This window comes from Ramlibacter alkalitolerans (assembly GCF_016722765.1).
Lineage (GTDB): Bacteria > Pseudomonadota > Gammaproteobacteria > Burkholderiales > Burkholderiaceae_C > Ramlibacter > Ramlibacter alkalitolerans.
In genome coordinates, this window is the sequence record NZ_JAEQND010000010.1 from 193853 (window position 1) to 211987 (window position 18135).

Sequence of the window (18135 nt, forward strand, 5' to 3'; positions counted from 1 at the left end):
CGCCCGTCATGCGCGCCGCGCGTCATCGAGGCGCAGCGAAGTCATTTCGTCATAAGAACAGGAGACAGCATGGAGAACCGCCCCTGGCTCGCGGCGTATCCGCAGGGCGTGCCGGCCGACATCGATGCCTCGCAGTACCACTCGCTGGTGCAACTGATGGAGGAAAGCTTCGTCAAGTTCGCCGCCCGCACGGCCTACGTGTTCATGGGCAAGGAAGTGAGCTTCGGCGAGACGGATTCGCTCAGCCGCGCGTTCGCCGCCTACCTGCAGGGGCTGGGCCTGGCCAAGGGCGACCGGGTGGCGATCATGATGCCCAACGTGCCGCAGTACCCGGTGGCCGTGGCCGCCATCCTGCGGGCCGGCTTCGTGGTGGTGAACGTCAATCCGCTGTACACGCCGCGCGAACTGGAGCACCAGCTCAAGGACTCGGGCTCCAAGGCCATCATCATCATCGAGAACTTCGCCAACACGCTGCAGCAGTGCATCGCCGCCACGCCCGTCAAGCACGTGGTGCTGGCCAGCATGGGCGACATGCTGGGCGGCGCGAAGGGCGCGCTGGTGAACTACGTGGTGCGCAAGGTCAAGAAGATGGTGCCGGCCTACAGCCTGCCGGGCGCCGTGCGCTTCCCGGAGGCCGTCAAGCAGGGCAGCCGCAGCACCGTGCGCAAGCCCGAGATCAAGGGCGACGACGTCGCCGTGCTGCAGTACACGGGCGGCACCACCGGCGTCTCCAAGGGCGCGGTGCTGCTGCACCGCAACGTGGTCGCCAACGTGCTGCAGTCGGAAGCCTGGAACCAGCCGATGATGGGCAAGGTTCCCTCCAGCGAGCAGCCCACCGGCGTCTGCGCGCTGCCGCTGTACCACATCTTCGCCTTCACGGTGGGGATGATGCTGTCGATGCGCACCGGCGCGAAACTGATCCTGATCCCGAATCCGCGCGACCTGCCGGCGGTGCTCAAGGAGCTGTCGAAGTACAAGTTCCACACCTTCCCGGCCGTCAACACGCTGTTCAACGGGCTGGCCAACCACCCCGACTTCAACAAGGTGGACTGGTCCAACCTGAAGGTCTCGGTGGGCGGCGGCATGGCGGTGCAGGGCGCCGTGGCGAAGCTGTGGCTGGAGAAGACCGGCTGCCCGGTGTGCGAGGGCTACGGCCTCTCGGAGACCTCGCCCTCGGCGAGCTGCAACCCGGTGACCAGCACCGAATTCACCGGCACCATCGGCGTGCCGCTGCCCTCGACCTGGATGAAGTGCATCGACGACGAGGGCCGCGAGGTGCCGCAGGGCCAGCCGGGCGAGATCGCGATCAAGGGCCCGCAGGTGATGGCGGGCTACTGGCAGCGGCCCGACGAGACCGCGAAGGTCATGACCGCCGACGGCTACTTCAAGAGCGGCGACATCGGCACCATGGACGCGCGCGGCTACTTCAAGATCGTCGACCGCAAGAAGGACATGGTGCTGGTGTCCGGCTTCAACGTGTACCCGAACGAGGTCGAGGACGTGGTGGCGATGCTGCCCGGCGTGGCCGAATGCGCGGTGGTGGGCGTGCCGGACGAAAAGACCGGCGAAGCGGTGAAGCTGGTGATCGTGAAGAAGGACGCCTCGCTCACCGAGGACAAGGTGCGCGAGTACTGCAAGGCCAACCTCACCGGCTACAAGCAGCCGCGCGTGATCGAGTTCCGCACCGACCTGCCGAAGACCCCCGTGGGCAAGATCCTGCGGCGCGAGTTGCGGGACAGGAAGTAGGGACCGGACAGCCGAACGCAAAAGCCGCAAAGGAAACGCAAAAGCCGCGAAACGAACAGCCGATGGAGGAGTTCCTTGCGGATGGTTCTTTTGCGGTTTTTGCGTTTCCTTTGCGGCTTTTGCGTTAAAGGCAGTTCGATGCTTGCGCGACAATCGCGACCATGCTCCGTTTCATCCTGACCCGCCTGTCGCTGGTCATCCCGACTTTCTTCGGGATGACGCTGCTGGCGTTCTTCCTGATCCGGCTGGTGCCTGGCGATCCGATCGAGACGATGGCCGGGGAGCGCGGCATCGACGCGGCGCGGCACGCCAAGCTGGTGCAGGAGTACGGCTTCGACAAGCCCGTGCTGGTGCAGTACGGCATCTACATCGCCCGCGTGCTGCACGGCGACCTGGGCAAGTCGATCATCACGCAGGCGCCCGTGGTGAGCGAATTCGGCGCGCTGTTCCCGGCCACGATCGAGCTTGCCGTCTGCGCGATCGTCTTCGCGCTGCTGCTCGGCATCCCGGCCGGCATCGTCGCCGCGGTCAAGCGCAACTCCGTCTTCGACCACGGCGTGATGGCCACCTCGCTCACCGGCTATTCCATGCCCATCTTCTGGTGGGGCCTGCTGCTGATCCTGCTGTTCTCGGTGCAGCTCGGGTGGACGCCGGTGTCCGGCCGGCTGGCGGTGCAGTACTACATCGAGCCGAAGACCGGCTTCCTGCTGATCGACGCGCTGATGTCGGACGAGAAGGGCGCCTTCCTCTCCGCGCTCAAGCACCTGGTGCTGCCCGCGATCGTGCTCGGAACCAACCCGCTGGCGGTGATCGCGCGCATGACGCGCTCCGCGATGCTGGAGGTGCTGGGCGAGGACTACATCCGCACCGCGCGCGCCAAAGGGCTGCCGCCGCTGCGGGTGATCGGCGTGCATGCGCTGCGCAACGCGCTGATCCCGGTGATCACGGTGATCGGCCTGCAGGTGGGCGTGCTGTTCACGGGCGCCATCCTGACCGAGACGATCTTCTCCTGGCCCGGCGTCGGCAAGTGGCTGATCGAGGCGATCAACCGCCGCGACTATCCCGTGCTGCAGGGCGGCATGCTGCTGCTGGGCGTGGTGGTGATGTCGGTGAACCTGCTGGTCGACGTGACCTACGGCCTGATCAACCCGCGGATCCGGCAAGGAGGGCATTGAGATGACTGTCCGTCCTTCCGCCGCATCTGACCGCTGCCGTCGTTCCCGCGAAGACCGCCGCCGCCGTCCTTCCCGCGAAGGCGGGAATCCAGGGCTCCCGATGACACGCGCTGCGCGCGTGCTCTGGGTCCCCGCCTGCGCGGGGATGACGGAAGAGGGCCCGGGGCTGTCGAAAGTCCACCCATGAGCGCCGTCCTCCCCTCCGCCCCCACGGCCCCCCCCGGCCCGTTCCGCGAATTCTGGATCGCGTTCTCGGCCAACAAGGGAGCGGTCGCCGGTCTCGCCATCGTCACCTTCCTGCTGCTGCTCGCTCTGTTCGCCCCCTGGGTCGCGCCGCATGCGCCGGACGCGACCAACAGCGCGGCCTTCCTGAAGCCGCCGGCGTGGCAGGAGGGCGGCTCGTCGCAGTTCCTGCTGGGGACCGACGCGATCGGCCGCGACATCCTCTCGCGCCTGATCTTCGGCTCGCGGCTGTCGCTGTCGATCGGCATCGCGGTGGTGCTGATCGCGGTGGCGGTGGGCATCGCGCTGGGGCTGGTGGCGGGCTTCGCGCGCGGCATCACCGAGATCGCCATCATGCGTTTCATGGACATCCTGCTGACGCTGCCCAGCCTGCTGCTGGCGATCGTCATCGTGGCGATCCTGGGGCCGGGGTTGGTGAACGCGATGCTGGCCGTGGCCGTCGTGGTGCTGCCGCACTACGTGCGCATCACGCGCGCCGCCGTGATCGCCGAAACCTCGCGCGACTACGTGACGGCCGCGCGCGTGAGCGGCGCCGGCACGCTGCGGCTGATGTTCAGCGAGGTGCTGCCCAATTGCGCGGCGCCGCTGATCGTGCAGGCCTCGCTGGGTGTGTCGACGGCCATCCTGGATGCGGCGGCGCTGGGCTTCCTCGGCCTGGGCGCGCAGCCGCCTTCGCCCGAGTGGGGCACGATGCTGGCCGACGCGCGCGAATTCGTCCTGCGCGCCTGGTGGGTCGTGACCTTCCCCGGCCTCATGATCCTGCTCGCCGTCCTGGCCTTCAACCTGCTGGGCGATGGACTGCGCGATGCGCTGGATCCCAAATTGAAGCGGTGACGGATCGGGAGTCCGGTCTTAACGCAAAAGCCGCAAAGGTTTCGCAAAAGCCGCAAAAAGTACAAGATGAATGAATCCTTCGAAGGCTGTTCTTTTGCGGCTTTTGCGTCGCTTTCGCGGCTTTTGCGTTAAAGGTATTTGTCCCCCATGCCACTGCTAGAAATCGAAGACCTCCACGTCGAATTCCCCACGCAGGGCAGCGTGATGCATGCCGTGGAGGGGGTGAGCCTCACGCTGGAACAGGGCGAGGTGCTGGGCATCGTCGGCGAGTCGGGCTCGGGCAAGAGCGTGACCATGATGGCGCTCATGGGACTGATCGCCTGGCCGGGGCGGGTGCGCGCGAAGACGCTGCGCTTCGCCGGCAACGACCTCCTGGGCATCAGCGACCGCGAACGGCGGCGGCTGGTGGGCAAGGACATGGCCATGATCTTCCAGGAGCCCACCACCAGCCTCAACCCCTGCTTCACCATCGGCTACCAGCTGGTCGAGGCGCTGCGCCAGCACTCGCCACTGGACAAGCGGAGCGCGCAGCGCCAGGCCATCGAGCTGCTGGAACAGGTCGGCATCCCGGCCGCGGCTGCGCGCATGAACGACTACCCGCACCAGCTCTCGGGCGGCATGAACCAGCGCGTGATGATCGCGATGGCGATCTCCTGCAACCCGCGCCTGCTGATCGCCGACGAACCCACCACCGCGCTCGACGTCACCATCCAGGCGCAGATCCTCGACCTGCTGCGGCAACTGCAGAAGGACCGCGGCATGGCCCTGGTGCTGATCACGCACAACATGGGCGTGGTGAGCGAGATGGCGCAGCGCGTCGCCGTGATGTACGCCGGCCAGGTGATGGAGCAGCAGCGGGTGGACCAGCTGTTCGCGCACCCGCAGCACCCTTACACCGAGGCCCTGCTGGCGGCGCTGCCGGAGCAGGGCGAGGCCGGCCAGCGGCTGGCCACCATTCCCGGCGTGGTGCCGGGGGTGTTCGACCGCCCCGCCGGCTGCCTGTTCGCGCCGCGCTGCGCCTATGCCACCGCGCACTCCCGCAACGTGCGCCCCGAGCTGCGCGCGTGGAACGGCGGCGAGGTGCGCTGCCACTATCCGCTGGGGGATCCGCAGCGGCAGGCGCGCATCGAACAGGATCAGCCGCTGAAGATGGAGGTCGTGGCATGAGTGCAGAGCGTGTCATTCCCGGGCCGGCGGGGATCCAGAACGCCCTGGGTCCCCGCCTCCGCGGGGACGACGGCAGCAAGGTCGTCGTCGAAGCGAAGAACCTGCGCAAGCTCTATCCCATCCGGCGCGGCATGTTCAAGGAGCCGGCGCAACTGCAGGCGGTGGGCGGCGTGTCGTTCACGCTCGAGGCGGGCCGCACGCTGGCGGTGGTCGGCGAGTCCGGCTGCGGCAAGTCGACGCTGGCGCGCATGGTGTCGCTGATCGAGAAGCCCACCGAAGGCACGCTGATGCTCGATGGCACCGACGCGGTCGACACGCCCGCCAGCGAGCGCAGGCGGCTGCGGCAGGCGGTGCAGCTGGTGTTCCAGAACCCCTACGGCTCGCTGAATCCGCGCAAGAAGATCAGCGCCGTGCTCGAGGCGCCGCTGGCGATCAACACCGACCTCAAGCCCGCCGAACGCGCAGAACGCGCCCGCGCGATGCTGGCCCAGGTGGGCCTGCGGCCCGAGGTCGCCAACCGCTATCCGCACATGTTCTCCGGCGGCCAGCGCCAGCGCATCGCGATCGCCCGGGCGCTGATGCCCGGGCCGAAGCTGGTGGTGGCCGACGAGCCCGTGTCCGCGCTCGACGTGTCGATCCAGGCCCAGGTGCTCAACCTGCTGTCCGACCTGCAGCAGGAGTTCAAGCTCGCCTACCTGTTCATCTCGCACGACCTCGCGGTGGTGCGCTACATCGCGCACGAGGTGCTGGTGATGTACCTGGGCCACGTGATGGAGCAGGGCCCGCGCGAGAAGATCTTCGCGCAGCCGCTGCATCCGTACACGCACGCGCTGCTGGCGTCCACGCCCGGCATCGGCTCGCGCAGCCGCAAGCGCATCGTGCTGCAGGGCGAGCTGCCCTCGCCGCTGCATCCGCCGGCCGGCTGCGTGTTCTCGAGCCGATGCCCCTACGCGCAGGAGGTGTGCCATGCGCAGCGGCCGCCGGCGCGTCCCGTCGACGAGCGCCTGGTCGCCTGTCACTTCGCTGAAGACTGGCTCGCCAAGGGTTTCCCCGAGGAGCAGGATGCGGCAAGCGCGGCAGTGGCCGCCTGAGAATGTGGACCTTCCGGCACGGCCGGAATCGAATCAAGGAGTCCGTATGAAGAGAATCCCCTTGCGCAAGCACTTTGCCATCGCCGCCCTCGCACTCGCCGCCGCGGCCGGCGCCCACGCCAAGACCCTGGTGTTCTGCTCCGAAGGCAGCCCCGAGAACTTCTATCCCGGCGTCAACACCACCGGCACGTCCTTCGATGCCGCCGAACCGGTCTACAACCGCATCGTCGAATTCGAGCGGGGCGGCACCAAGGTCGTGCCGGGGCTGGCCGAGCGGTGGGACATCTCGCCCGACGGCCTGGTCTACACCTTCCACCTGCGCAAGGGCGTGAAGTGGCACAGCCACCGCGCCTTCAAGCCGACGCGCGACTTCAACGCCGACGACGTGATGTTCGCGTTCGACCGCCAGTGGAAGGAGGACCATCCCTTCTTCAAGGTGACGAGTTCCAACCACTCGTACTTCAACGACATGGGCCTGCCCAAGCTGCTGAAGTCGGTGGAGAAAGTCGACGACTCCACGATCCGCATCACGCTGAACAAGCCCGAGGCGCCCTTCCTGGCCAACCTGGCGATGCCCTACGCCGCGATCCAGTCGAAGGAATACGCGGACGCCATGCTCAAGGCCGGCACGCCGGAGAAGATCGACCAGGAGCCGATCGGCACCGGCCCGTTCTTCCTGATCCAGTACCAGAAGGACGCGGTGATCCGCTACAAGGCCTTCCCGCAGTACTGGGGCGGCAAGGCGAAGATCGACGACCTGGTGTTCTCGATCACGCCCGACGCCTCCGTGCGCTGGGCCAAGCTGCAGAAGGGCGAGTGTCACGTGATGCCCTACCCGAACCCGGCCGACCTCGACGCGATCCGCAAGGACGCGAAGGTGACGGTGCTGGAGCAGCCGGGCCTCAACATCGGCTACCTCGCCTACAACGTGACGAAGAAGCCCTTCGACGACGTGCGCGTGCGCAAGGCCGTGAGCATGGCGATCAACCGCAAGGCGATCCTCGACGGCGTGTACCTGGGCACGGGCGTGATCGCCAAGAACCCGATCCCGCCGACGATGTCGGCGTACAACGACGCGATCAAGGACGATCCCTTCGATCCGGAAGGCGCGAAGAAGCTGCTGGCGCAGGCCGGCTACAAGGACGGCTTCAGCACCGACCTGTGGGCCATGCCGGTGCAGCGTCCCTACAACCCGAACGCCAAGCGCATCGCCGAACTGATGCAGGCCGACCTGGCCAAGGTGGGCGTGAAGGCGGAGATCAAGACCTTCGAGTGGGGCGAGTACCGCAAGCGGATGCAGAACGGCGAGCACCAGATGGGCATGCTGGGCTGGACGGGCGACAACGGCGACCCCGACAACTTCCTGCACACCCTGCTCGGATGCGATTCGGCCAAGAGCAACGGCTCCAACGTCGCGAAGTTCTGCTACCAGCCCTTCGAGGACCTGGTGCTGAAGGCCAAGACGGTGACCAAGCCCGCCGAGCGCGACGCGCTGTACAAGCAGGCGCAGGTGATCTTCAAGCAGCAGGAGCCGTGGCTGACGATCGCCCACGCCGTGCAGCTCAAGCCGGTGCGCAAGGAAGTCGTCGACTTCAAGCTGAGCCCGTTCGGGCGGCATGTGTTCTACGGGGTGGACATCAAGGAGTAAGGACCGTCACCCCCGCGCAGGCGGGGGCCCAGGGCTTCCCATGAGAAGGGCCGCGCAGCGGCCCTTCTTTCTGGGTCCCCCGCCTTCGCGGGGGATGACATAGGGGGAGCGGGGGATGACGTGAGGGGGAGCGGGGGATGACGTGAGGGCGCTGCGGATGACGCGGGATGCGTACGGAGAACGACGCGAGAGGGTGCCACAATCCCGCCATGCGCACCGCCATCGTCTCCGCCATGCAGGAGGAACTCTCCGCCGTCCTTGCGCTGTTGCCCGACGAGCAGAAGCAGGCGGCCGGGGGGCGTGACTACTGGGTCGGCCACCTGCACGGACAGGAAGTGGTGGCGGTGCTCTCGCGCATCGGCAAGGTGGCGGCAGCCACCACGGCCACGGCGCTGATCGAACGCTTCCGCGTGGACCGCATCGTGTTCACCGGTGTCGCCGGCGGCCTCGCGGCCGGCGTGAACCGGGGCGACGTGGTGATCGCGGAGGACTTCCTGCAGCACGACCTCGATGCCTCGCCGCTGTTCCCGCGCTACGAAGTGCCCCTCTATGGCACCGACCGCTTCGCGACAGATCCGACGCTCACGGAGCAACTGGCCGCCGCGGTCCGCAAGGCCCTGCACGGCGCGCACGTGCACCGCGGGCTGGTGGTGAGCGGGGACCGCTTCGTGGCCAGCGCGCTGGAGAGCCAGGCGCTGCAGCGCGCCTTGCCGCAAGCGCTGGCCGTGGAGATGGAGGGCGCGGCGTTCGCGCAGGTCTGCCGCGACTACGGCGTGCCGTTCGCCGCGGTGCGCACCGTGTCCGACCGCGCCGACGACGCAGCGCACGGTGACTTCCTCAGCTTCATCGACCAGGTCGCGAGCCGCCATTCGGCGGCCATCGTGCAGGCGCTGCTCGAAGCCGCCTGATTCATTCCTCGCCGAAGTCCAGGGTCAGCCCGATCGTCCAGTTCGAGGGCGCAGGCCCGTGCAGGCGCTGCGCGCGGCTGAAGTCCACCTTCCACAGGCGCCCGGCCTCCCAGCGCACCCCCGCGCGAAGCTGCTGCGTGCGGTCCTGCAGGTAGCGTTCGGCGGTGAAGGTCCAGCGTTCCAGGGGCGTCCAGTCCGCGCCGACGCCATGCCGCGGCACGTTGGTCGCCGAGCGAAGGAAGTCGCGCCCCACATTGAGGTGCAGGGCCAGCTCCGGCCTGGCCACCCAGGTGGCGATCGCCACGGCGCGGGTCCCCACGAAGCGGGGCCGCTGCCCCGGCTGCCACACGGGCTGCAGGTCGATGCCGACGCTGACGCCAGCCGCGACTTCGGCGGCCCATTTCGCTTCTGCGTTCCAGCCGGTGCCCGAGTCGGCGACGGCCCGGGGGTGCTCCGCGGCGATCCCCAGTTCCACGGGGCCGACGCGGCAGTTGAAGCCGGCGTGCAGCAGGCGATCGCCGCCCACCTGCCGGGTGAACCAGGTTTCCTGCTCGCACTCGCCCTGGGGCAGGATGGTGGCGTCGTCGACGCCGTGGTGCCCCCCGGCGGCCCAGGTGCTGCACGAGACGGCCGAAGCCGCGATCAGCAGCGCTGCGGTGCGGGAGGCTCTGGCTCGGGTCATGGGAAAATGATGGCGATACTGAAACGAAATGTCACATGTGGCCGCGTGAGGCGCGACCGGCGGGCGGCAGCCCAGGACGGGCGGCGCCCGTTGCACTCCCCCGCGCAACACTACGCGAATGCGACACCGACTGTCGCTTTCTTCACCGATCCGGGCGCCAAGCGGCGGCCGGATGCATGAACCCATTGCAGACTTGCGTCCTCATCTGTAAAAAGACGTTTCGATGCGCCGATTCGTCCTCCTGCTCGTCACCCTCCTGCTCCCGCTGCAGTTCGCGTGGGGAGCGGTGACCGCCTATTGCCAGCACGAGGAAGGTCCGGCCAGCGCGCATTTCGGCCATCACGAGCACGTCCACAACGCGCAGACCGTCAAGAAGGCGGACAGCGGCAAGTGGGCGCAGGACAACGACTGCGGCATCTGCCACGCCGCCGCCCTGGCGGCGCTGACCGGCGCGGTGCCCAGCGCGGCGCCCGCTTTCCTGCACGCCGCACCCATCGCCGCGATGGCGCACCCCGCGGCCGCGCCCGAACAGGAACCTCCCGAACGCCCGCAGTGGGCACGCCTCGCCTGGCCGGCGGGGCGACTGACCTGAAGCGTCACTCTCGTCTCGCCGAATCCTCGGTTCCAACCATGAGATTCGATGAGAAGACTCGTCTTGCTGCTCGCAGGGGCAGCCGCATTCCTCCAGCCCCTGGCCGCACCCGCCCAGGCCGTCCTGCCTGCGCTCACGCTGGAGCGCGCGCTGGAACGCGCCGCGGCGCGCAGCCCGGAGATCGCCGCCGCACGCCGGGGTGTCGAGGCCGCCGAGGGCGCGGTCCGGCAGGCCGGTGCCCGGCCTAATCCGACCCTGAACGCCTCGGTCGAGGACTTCCGGCGCGACGCGCGGACGACCACGGCGACGCTCGACCTGCCGCTGGAATCGGGCGCCAGGAGATCGGCCCGCATCGCCGCCGCCGAGCGCGCCCGCGACGTGGCGCAGGCCGAGGCAGCCAACGCCCGGGCGCAGGTACGCGCCGGCGTGATCGCCGCCTATTTCCAGGTGCTGGTCGCGCAGGAGCGCACCCGCATCGCGGGCAGCTCGGTCGAGCTGGCCGCGCGGGGGGCCGAGGCGGCCAGCAAGCGGGTCGCCGCCGGCAAGGTCTCTCCGGTCGAAGAGACGCGGGCGGCGGTCGACCTGGCGAACGCGCGGCTCGAAGCCGCCGAAGCGGCGGCGGAGTTGCAGGCCGCCCGGCTGGTGCTGGCCGCGGCGCTGGGGGAGCTGGCGCCCGATTTCAACGAAGTCGCTGCCATCGCGGCCGGCATGCCGCAGCGTGGCGCGGTGCCCGAGCTGCTGGCCAGGCTCGATGCCGCGCCGGCCCTGCAGGCCGCCCGGCTCGAAATCGAACGACGGCGGGCGCTGGTGGACGTGGAGCGTGCGCGCAGGCACGCCGACCTCACCCTCAGCGTCGGAGCCAAACGGGACAACGCACTCGGGCGCACCCAGGCGGTGGTGGGAATCTCCGTGCCGCTGCCGCTGGTCGATCGCAACGAAGGGGCGATCTACGAGGCCGCGCAGCTTGCCGAGCGGGCGGGCGATGAACTGCAGGCCGCGCGGCTGCGGCTGGCCTCCGAGTTGCAGCAGGCCGCGAGCCGCCTGGCCGTGGCCCGGGCCTCCGCGACCACGCTGCAGGACGCGGTGCTGCCGGCAGCGACGGCGGCCCACCAGGCCGCCACCATCGGATTCGAGGCCGGCAAGTTCAGCTTCATGGAAGTCCTGGACGCGCAGCGCTCGCTGCTGGCGGCGCGCGCACGCCACCTGAACGCCTTGTCCGCGGCCTGGCAGGCCGCTGCATCCATTGACCGCATCGTCGGCGAGTGAGGGGAACGCAATGAACATCTCGAGGAAGCAGGGCCTTCTCATGGCCGCGATCGTGGCACTGGGCCTGTCCGCCGGCGGCGCCGTGCTGATGACGGAGCGGCGCGCCCCGGTCGGCGAGGAACACGCGCACGGCCATGGCCACGGCGACGAGCACGAGCACGAAGAGGGGCACGGGCACGAGCACGAGCACAAGGACGAAGCGCACGCCGGCGACGCCCACGAACACGAGGGCGAAGGCAAGGACGAAGCCCACGCGGGGCACGAGCACAAGGACGAAGCGCACGCCGGCGCCGCGCACGAACACAAGGACGAACACAAGGGCGAAGCCCACGCCGGGCACGAGCACACGGGCGAGCCGCACGCGGCGCCGCGGCTCGTGAAGCTCAATGAAGCCCAGGCCAAGGCGGCGGCCGTCGGCGTGTCGCCGGCCGGGCCGGGCACGCTGCAGTCGGCGCAGGCCTACCAGGGCGAGATCCGCTTCAACGAAGACCGCACGGCGCATGTCGTGCCGCGCGTCGCCGGCGTGGCCGAGAGCGTGCCGGCCAACCTGGGGCAGTTCGTCCGCCGGGGCCAGGTGCTGGCGGTGTTCGCGAGCACCACCGTGTCCGAGCAGCGCAGCGAATTCCTCGCCGCCGAACGCCGGCTGGAGGCGGCGCGCGTCACGTACGAGCGCGAACGCAAGCTGTGGCAGCAGAAGATCTCCGCCGAACAGGATTACCTGCAGGCCCAGAGCGCCTTGCGCGACGCGGAAATCGCGCACGCCAACGCGCAGCAGAAGCTCGCTGCCGTGGGCGCCTCCGGCAAGTCCGCCGCCCTGAACCGCTTCGAGCTGCGTGCGCCCTTCGACGGCACGGTGGTCGACAAGCACCTCACGCTGGGCGAGTCCGTCAAGGAGGACGCCAACGTGTTCACGCTCTCGGACCTGAATTCGGTCTGGGCGGAGTTCGCCGTCGGGCCGCGGGACCTCGATGTCGTGCGCGTCGGCCAGCGGGTGGTGGTCTCCTCCACCGCCTCGCCGACCAAGGCGCAGGGCGTGATCTCCTATGTGGGCGCGCTGCTCGGCGAGCAGACCCGCACGGCGCGGGCGCGGGTGACGCTGGCCAACCCGCAAGGGGCATGGCGACCGGGCCTGTTCGTCACCGTCAGCGTGCTCGGCGCCGACCAGCCGGTGCCGCTGACGGTGCCCGCCGAGGCCCTGCAGAACATCGACAACCTGCCCATGGTGTTCCGCTCGGTGCGGGGCGGCTTCCAGGCAGTGCCGGTGCAGCCGGGGCGCTCCGATGGCCGCACGGTGGAAATCCTCGGCGGCCTGCAGGCCGGCGAGAAGGTCGCCACCACCAACGCGTTCGTGCTCAAGGCCGAAATCGGCAAGGGCAGCGCCGAACACACCCACTGAAGCCCGCCATGTTCGAACGCATCATCCGCTTCTGCATCGAGCAGCGCTGGCTCGTCATGCTGTCCGTGCTGGCCATGGCGGCGCTCGGCGTCTACAGCTACTCCAGGTTGCCTGTCGATGCCGTGGCCGACATCTCCAACGTGCAGGTCGTGATCAACACGCAGGCCGCCGGCTACTCGCCGCTGGAGATCGAGCAGCGCGTGACCTACCCGGTGGAGACGGTGCTGGCCGGCCTGCCGGGCCTGGAGCAGACCCGCTCGCTCTCCCGCTACGGCCTGTCGCAGGTGACCGCGATCTTCCGCGACGGCACCGACATCTACTTCGCGCGCCAGCTGGTGAACCAGCGCATCCAGGAGGCGCGCGACCGGCTACCGCCCGGCGTGACGCCGGTGATGGGACCGATCTCGACCGGCCTGGGCGAGATCTATCTCTGGACCGTCGAGGCGGAACCCGGCGCGCGCAAGGCCGACGGCACCGCCTACACCCCGATGGACCTGCGCGAGATCCAGGACTGGGTGATCAAGCCGCAGCTGCGCAACGTGGCCGGCGTCACCGAGATCAACTCGATCGGCGGCTTCGAGAAGCAGTACGTGGTGGCGCCGAACCTGGAGCGCCTGTCGGCGCACGGCCTGAGCCTGGCCGACGTGGTCGGCGCGCTGGAGAAGAACAACGCCAACCAGGGCGCCGGCTACATCGAGCGCCGCGGCGAGCAGTACCTGGTGCGCGCGCCCGGCCAGGTGCGCTCGATCGACGACATCCGCGAGGTGATCGTCGGCAAGGCACAGGGGCAGCCGGTGCGCATCCGCGACATCGCCGACGTCGACCTCGGGCGCGAGCTGCGCACCGGCGCGGCCACCGAGAACGGGCAGGAGGTGGTGCTGGGGACGGTGTTCATGCTGATGGGGGAGAACAGCCGCGCGGTCTCGCGCGCCGTCGACCGCCAAATGCTGGCGATCAACAAGAGCCTGCCGGCCGGCGTCAAGGCGGTCACCGTGTACGACCGCACCGTGCTGGTGGACAAGGCGATCGCCACCGTGCAGAAGAACCTGCTGGAAGGCGCCGCCCTCGTGATCGCGGTGCTGTTCCTGTTCCTCGGCAACATCCGCGCGGCGGTGATCACCGCGATGGTGATCCCGCTGGCCATGCTGTTCACGTTCACCGGCATGGTCAAGGGCGGCATCAGCGCCAACCTCATGAGCCTGGGCGCGCTCGACTTCGGGATCATCGTCGACGGCGCGGTGGTGATCGTGGAGAACTGCGTGCGGCGCCTGGCGCATGCGCAGGCCCACCATGGCCGGCCGCTGAACCGGGCCGAGCGCCTGCACGAGGTGTTCGCCGCCGCGCGCGAGGCACGGCGGCCGCTCCTCTACGGCCAGCTGATCATCATGGTGGTGTACGTCCCCATCCTGGCGCTCACGGGCGTGGAGGGCAAGATGTTCCATCCCATGGCGTACACGGTGCTGCTCGCGCTGCTGGGGGCGATGCTTCTGTCGATCACCTTCGTGCCGGCCGCCGTGGCGCTGTTCATGGGCGGCAAGGTGTCGGAAAAGCAGAGCCGGCCAATGGCGTGGGCGCAGCGGCATTACCAGCCGCTGCTCAAGTCCACCCTGGCCAATGCGCCGGTGGTCCTGACCTTCGCCGGCGTGCTGGTCCTCTTCTGCCTCGCGGTGGGCACGCGCCTGGGCAGCGAATTCGTGCCGAACCTGAACGAAGGCGACTTCGCGATCCAGGCCTTGCGCATCCCGGGCACCAGCCTGACGCAGTCGGTGGAGATGCAAAAGCAGCTCGAGACGCGGCTGAAGGCGAAGTTCCCCGAGATCGAGCGCGTGTTCGCCCGCACCGGGACGGCGGAGATCGCGGCCGACCCGATGCCGCCCAACATCTCGGACGGCTACATCATGCTCAAGCCCCTGGACCAATGGCCCGCGCCGCGCAAGACGCGCGAGGAACTGATCGAGGCGATCCGCGACGAGACGGCCACCATCCCGGGCAACCTGTACGAGTTCTCGCAGCCGATCCAGCTGCGCTTCAACGAACTGATTTCCGGCGTGCGCTCCGACGTCGCGGTCAAGGTGTTCGGCGACGACGAGGCGGTCCTGGGCACGACTGCCGGCCGGATCGCCGAAGTCCTGGAGCGCGTGCCCGGGGCCACCGAGGTGAAGGTGGAGCAGACCACCGGCCTGCCGATGCTCACGGTGCAGATCGACCGCGTCAAGGCGACGCGCTACGGCCTCAACATGAGCGACGTGCAGGACGTGGTGGCCACCGCGGTGGGCGGGCGCGAAGCCGGCACCGTGTTCCAGGGCGACCGGCGCTTCGGGCTGCTGGTCCGGCTGCCGGAAGCCGTGCGGGGCGACCTGCAGGCGCTCGGCCGGCTGCCGGTGCCGCTGCCGCGCAGCGGCGAATCCGGCCGCACCAGCTACATCCCGCTGGCGGAGGTGGCCACGCTGGACCTGGCCCCCGGCCCCAACCAGGTCTCGCGCGAGGACGGCAAGCGCCGCGTCGTGGTCAGCGCCAACGTGACCGGGCGCGACCTGGGCTCCTTCGTGGCCGACGCACAGGCGGCGATCGAGGGCTGGGTGAAGGTGCCGGCCGGCTACTGGATCACCTGGGGCGGCACCTTCGAGCAATTGCAGTCCGCCACGCAGCGGCTGCAACTGGTGATCCCGGTGGCGCTGCTGCTGGTGTTCGTGCTGCTGTTCGCCGTGTTCGGCAACCTCAAGGACGGCCTGCTGGTGTTCACCGGCATCCCGTTCGCCCTCACCGGCGGGGTGCTGGCGCTGTGGGCGCGCGGGATTCCGCTGTCGATCTCCGCCGCGGTCGGTTTCATCGCGCTCTCGGGTGTGGCCGTCCTCAACGGACTCGTGATGATCACCTTCGTGCGCAAGTTGCGCGAGGAAGGGCGGCCGCTGCAACAGGCGGTGGAGGAGGGGGCCCTCAGCCGCCTGCGGCCGGTGCTCATGACGGCGCTGGTGGCCTCGCTCGGCTTCGTGCCCATGGCGCTGGCCACCGGCACGGGGGCGGAGGTGCAGCGTCCGCTGGCCACCGTGGTGATCGGCGGGATCCTGTCGTCCACCGTGCTGACCCTGCTGGTGCTGCCGATCCTGTACCGGTGGGCCCACCTGCGCGACGAGGAAGCCGAGCAGGTCGAACTCGCACCGGCGAGCGCCTGAGCGCGGGGCGCTTCAGTCCCAGACGTAGCGCAGGCCGACCACCGCCAGCCGCGGCGCGCCGGGCGCCAGGAAGCGCTCCGGCGCCGCCTCGGCCCCGGGCGCCAGCGGCGCGCCGCCCGGGAACAGGTCGAGGCTGCCGGCGGCGAAGGTGGCATAGCGGCGGTCGAACACGTTGTGCACCCGCAGGTAGGCCTGCCAGCGCTCGGTGAACTGCCAGCGCAGCCGCGCATGCAGCACCGCGTAGCCGCCCAGGCGCCCGAGCTCGGGCCGGCTGCCGCCCTCGTTGCCGGCCACGGTCTGCGACGCGGCGACCAGCCAGTCCGCCCCCACGGTGAGGCGCGGGCGCACCGTCCAGTCGGCCGAGAGCTTCAGCACCTGGCGCGGCAGGCCGGCGATGCGGTCGCCGCTGCGCACGGCGTTCGGCTGCTCCTCGGTGGAGAGCGGGCCCGAGAGCACCAGCGGTGAGCGGTAGGTGGCATCGAGGAAGGTATAGGCCGCCTGCCATTCCAGCGCGCCGTTGCGGCCCTGCGCCGACAGCTCCGCTCCCTGGCGCCGGGTGCGGTCGACGTTGGCGAAGAAGCCGGCCTGCGACAGGCCGGAGCGCAGGAACACGATGTCGTTGCGGGTGTCGGTGCGGAACAGGGCGCCGCTGAAGCTCGGCCCGCCGGCGGGCTGCACCCGCGCGCCGATCTCGTACGTGCGCGCCACCACCTGCTGCAGGAAGGGATCGGCCTGCAGGCCGGTCGGCAGCACGCAGGGGCGCTCGGCGTCGGCGCAGCCCAGTTCCAGCGCGGTCGGCACGCGGTTGCCCTGGGAGGCGCTGGCGAACAGCGTCGTGCGCGCATCGAGCGCGTGGGTGATGCCCAGGGCCGGATTGAGCTTGCGGTAGGTGAAAGACTCCGGCAGCAGCGGCTCGGGCTGGCCGAGCGCGTTGCGCACCCGGGTGCTGCCCCAGCGGGCCGACAGCGACAGCTGCGTTCCGGGCCGGATCTCGTAGGTGTCGCCGGCGAACAGGCCGAAGCGGCGCGTGCGCCCGCGCAGGGCCACCTCGTGTTCGGGCTCGTCGGCGGGCGACGCGATCGCGAAGCGGCGGGCGTCGAAGGTGCCCGGCTGGTCGAACTGGTCGTGCGAGATGCGCGCCACGGCGGCGTCGGCGCCCAGCACCCACTGGTGCGCGCCGCGCCGCTGCGACCATTGCACGCCCAGGCCCGCTTCGCTCTGGCGCGAACGGGTGGTGTTGATCGCCGCCTCCAGCGCGTCGGCATCTTCCTCGTCGCTCACGTCGCCGGTGCTGCCGTGGCGCCGGCCATGGCGCCACCAGCCCTGCACGACCAGGCGTGCGGCGCCGGGCAGTCCGCGGGTGGCCTGCAGCGACACCAGCGTGTCGTGGTTGCGGCTCGCGTCGGGCGCGGTGTAGATGGCGGAGCGATCGGCCTGGAACAGCGGCTCCGGCACCAGGCCGTTGCCGTTCAGGCGGCTGCCGGCATCGAGCAGGGTGGCGCTCCAGCCGTCCTCGCCCTGCTGCCGGCCCGCCTTCACGAACAGGTTGGCCAGCGAGCCGCGCGAGAAGTCGCGCCAGCCGCGCTCCTCGAAGGCGCTCGCGGCCACGTAGGCGTGCCAGCCGTCGGCGAACCGGCGACCATGCCCCACCCCGATGCGGTGCCGCCCTGCGCTGCCGACCGACACGTCCGCCTCGGTGCCTTCGTGCGTGAGCCCCGACTTGGTGGTCAGCACCAGGGCGCCGCCCAGCGTGTTGAGCCCGTACAGCGGATTGGAGCCGGGCACCAGCGCCAGCCCGGCGATCGCCGACTCCGGCAGCAGGTCCCAGTTCGCCACGTCGCCGAAGGGCTGGTTCAGGCGCACGCCATCCAGCCACAGCGACAGGCCCTGGGCCGTTCCCAGCAGGGGCGACAGGCGCTGGCCGCGGTAGGTGAGGTCCACCTGGTAGGGGCTGCCCTGCACCTCGTTGACGATCACGCCCGGCAGGCGCCGGTTCATGAACTCGGGCAGGTTGGGTGCGCCGGCGCGCTCGATCTCGAGGTCGCTCGCCTGCTGCGCGTTGCCGGGATAGAGCGCCCGCGGCGTCTCGAAGCCGGGCAGCGGCGTGCGCGGGATCACGCGCACCTCGGGCAGCGTGCTTTCGCGTTCGCCCTGGCCCTGCGCGACCGCGGGCCCCCCCAGCAAAGGCAGCACGCACGCGATCCACCCTGATCT

The 18135-nt window shown here is 69.8% G+C and carries 13 protein-coding genes; 11 read left to right on the forward strand and 2 right to left on the reverse strand.

All coding sequences use genetic code 11. The annotated features are described in order from the left end of the window. The first annotated feature begins 69 nt into the window (after positions 1–69). From JI746_RS18710 to JI746_RS18740, 7 genes are all read left to right on the forward strand, one after another. On the forward strand, positions 70–1746 hold the full coding sequence (locus tag JI746_RS18710) for a long-chain-fatty-acid--CoA ligase (RefSeq protein ID WP_201691773.1): 1677 nt from the start codon (positions 70–72) through the stop codon (positions 1744–1746). A gap of 161 nt (positions 1747–1907) precedes the next feature. After that, positions 1908–2921, forward strand: a complete 1014-nt coding sequence (locus JI746_RS18715) for an ABC transporter permease subunit (protein ID WP_201691774.1) — start codon at positions 1908–1910, stop codon at positions 2919–2921. A 183-nt stretch (positions 2922–3104) separates the two neighbouring features. Then, the gene (locus JI746_RS18720) at positions 3105–3998 is read left to right on the forward strand and encodes an ABC transporter permease subunit (protein ID WP_201691775.1); all 894 of its coding nucleotides are present in this window, start codon (positions 3105–3107) and stop codon (positions 3996–3998) included. Positions 3999–4145: 147 nt separating this feature from the next. After that, positions 4146–5165 carry an ABC transporter ATP-binding protein gene (locus JI746_RS18725; RefSeq protein WP_201691776.1) on the forward strand — a complete coding sequence of 340 codons (1020 nt, stop codon included), beginning with the start codon at positions 4146–4148 and terminating at the stop codon, positions 5163–5165. After that, a complete protein-coding gene (locus JI746_RS18730) occupies positions 5162–6256 on the forward strand; it encodes a dipeptide ABC transporter ATP-binding protein (protein ID WP_201691777.1) in 1095 nt (364 codons plus the stop codon). Before JI746_RS18725 ends, JI746_RS18730 begins: the two co-directional genes overlap by 4 nt. Before the next feature lie 46 nt (positions 6257–6302). Further along, positions 6303–7904, forward strand: coding sequence for an ABC transporter substrate-binding protein (locus tag JI746_RS18735; RefSeq protein ID WP_201691778.1), 1602 nt, complete (start codon positions 6303–6305; stop codon positions 7902–7904). 209 nt (positions 7905–8113) lie between these two features. Then, positions 8114–8812, forward strand: coding sequence for a 5'-methylthioadenosine/adenosylhomocysteine nucleosidase (locus tag JI746_RS18740; protein ID WP_201691779.1), 699 nt, complete (start codon positions 8114–8116; stop codon positions 8810–8812). A gap of 1 nt (position 8813) precedes the next feature. Here JI746_RS18740 and JI746_RS18745 read toward each other — a convergent pair whose 3' ends face one another. Then, the gene (locus tag JI746_RS18745) at positions 8814–9494 is read right to left on the reverse strand and encodes a hypothetical protein (protein ID WP_201691780.1); all 681 of its coding nucleotides are present in this window, start codon (positions 9492–9494) and stop codon (positions 8814–8816) included. Between the two features lie 223 nt (positions 9495–9717). On the opposite strand from JI746_RS18745, the gene czcI reads away from it, so the two are divergent. From czcI to JI746_RS18765, 4 genes are read left to right on the forward strand one after another with little or no spacing between them, the layout of a single operon-like run. Further along, positions 9718–10086, forward strand: coding sequence for a cation efflux protein, CzcI family (gene czcI / locus JI746_RS28240; protein ID WP_201691781.1), 369 nt, complete (start codon positions 9718–9720; stop codon positions 10084–10086). Positions 10087–10134: 48 nt separating this feature from the next. Beyond that, positions 10135–11352 carry a TolC family protein gene (locus JI746_RS18755; protein WP_201691782.1) on the forward strand — a complete coding sequence of 406 codons (1218 nt, stop codon included), beginning with the start codon at positions 10135–10137 and terminating at the stop codon, positions 11350–11352. A gap of 10 nt (positions 11353–11362) precedes the next feature. After that, positions 11363–12748: an efflux RND transporter periplasmic adaptor subunit gene (locus JI746_RS18760; protein ID WP_201691783.1), complete on the forward strand. Its 1386-nt coding sequence runs from the start codon at positions 11363–11365 to the stop codon at positions 12746–12748. An 8-nt stretch (positions 12749–12756) separates the two neighbouring features. Continuing rightward, positions 12757–15921, forward strand: a complete 3165-nt coding sequence (locus JI746_RS18765) for a CusA/CzcA family heavy metal efflux RND transporter (protein ID WP_201691784.1) — start codon at positions 12757–12759, stop codon at positions 15919–15921. 12 nt (positions 15922–15933) lie between these two features. On the opposite strand, the gene JI746_RS18770 is transcribed toward JI746_RS18765, so the two are convergent. Further along, positions 15934–18114, reverse strand: a complete 2181-nt coding sequence (locus JI746_RS18770; protein ID WP_201691785.1) for a TonB-dependent receptor — start codon at positions 18112–18114, stop codon at positions 15934–15936. Between the last annotated feature and the right edge of the window lie 21 nt (positions 18115–18135).

Coding starts and splice junctions, on each gene's coding strand:
- JI746_RS18710 (WP_201691773.1), top strand. CDS start 70: ATGGAGAACCGCCCCTGGCTCGCGGCGTATCCGCAGGGCGTGCCGGCC.
- JI746_RS18715 (WP_201691774.1), top strand. CDS start 1,908: ATGCTCCGTTTCATCCTGACCCGCCTGTCGCTGGTCATCCCGACTTTC.
- JI746_RS18720 (WP_201691775.1), top strand. CDS start 3,105: ATGAGCGCCGTCCTCCCCTCCGCCCCCACGGCCCCCCCCGGCCCGTTC.
- JI746_RS18725 (WP_201691776.1), top strand. CDS start 4,146: ATGCCACTGCTAGAAATCGAAGACCTCCACGTCGAATTCCCCACGCAG.
- JI746_RS18730 (WP_201691777.1), top strand. CDS start 5,162: ATGAGTGCAGAGCGTGTCATTCCCGGGCCGGCGGGGATCCAGAACGCC.
- JI746_RS18735 (WP_201691778.1), top strand. CDS start 6,303: ATGAAGAGAATCCCCTTGCGCAAGCACTTTGCCATCGCCGCCCTCGCA.
- JI746_RS18740 (WP_201691779.1), top strand. CDS start 8,114: ATGCGCACCGCCATCGTCTCCGCCATGCAGGAGGAACTCTCCGCCGTC.
- JI746_RS18745 (WP_201691780.1), bottom strand. CDS start 9,494: ATGACCCGAGCCAGAGCCTCCCGCACCGCAGCGCTGCTGATCGCGGCT.
- czcI (WP_201691781.1), top strand. CDS start 9,718: ATGCGCCGATTCGTCCTCCTGCTCGTCACCCTCCTGCTCCCGCTGCAG.
- JI746_RS18755 (WP_201691782.1), top strand. CDS start 10,135: ATGAGAAGACTCGTCTTGCTGCTCGCAGGGGCAGCCGCATTCCTCCAG.
- JI746_RS18760 (WP_201691783.1), top strand. CDS start 11,363: ATGAACATCTCGAGGAAGCAGGGCCTTCTCATGGCCGCGATCGTGGCA.
- JI746_RS18765 (WP_201691784.1), top strand. CDS start 12,757: ATGTTCGAACGCATCATCCGCTTCTGCATCGAGCAGCGCTGGCTCGTC.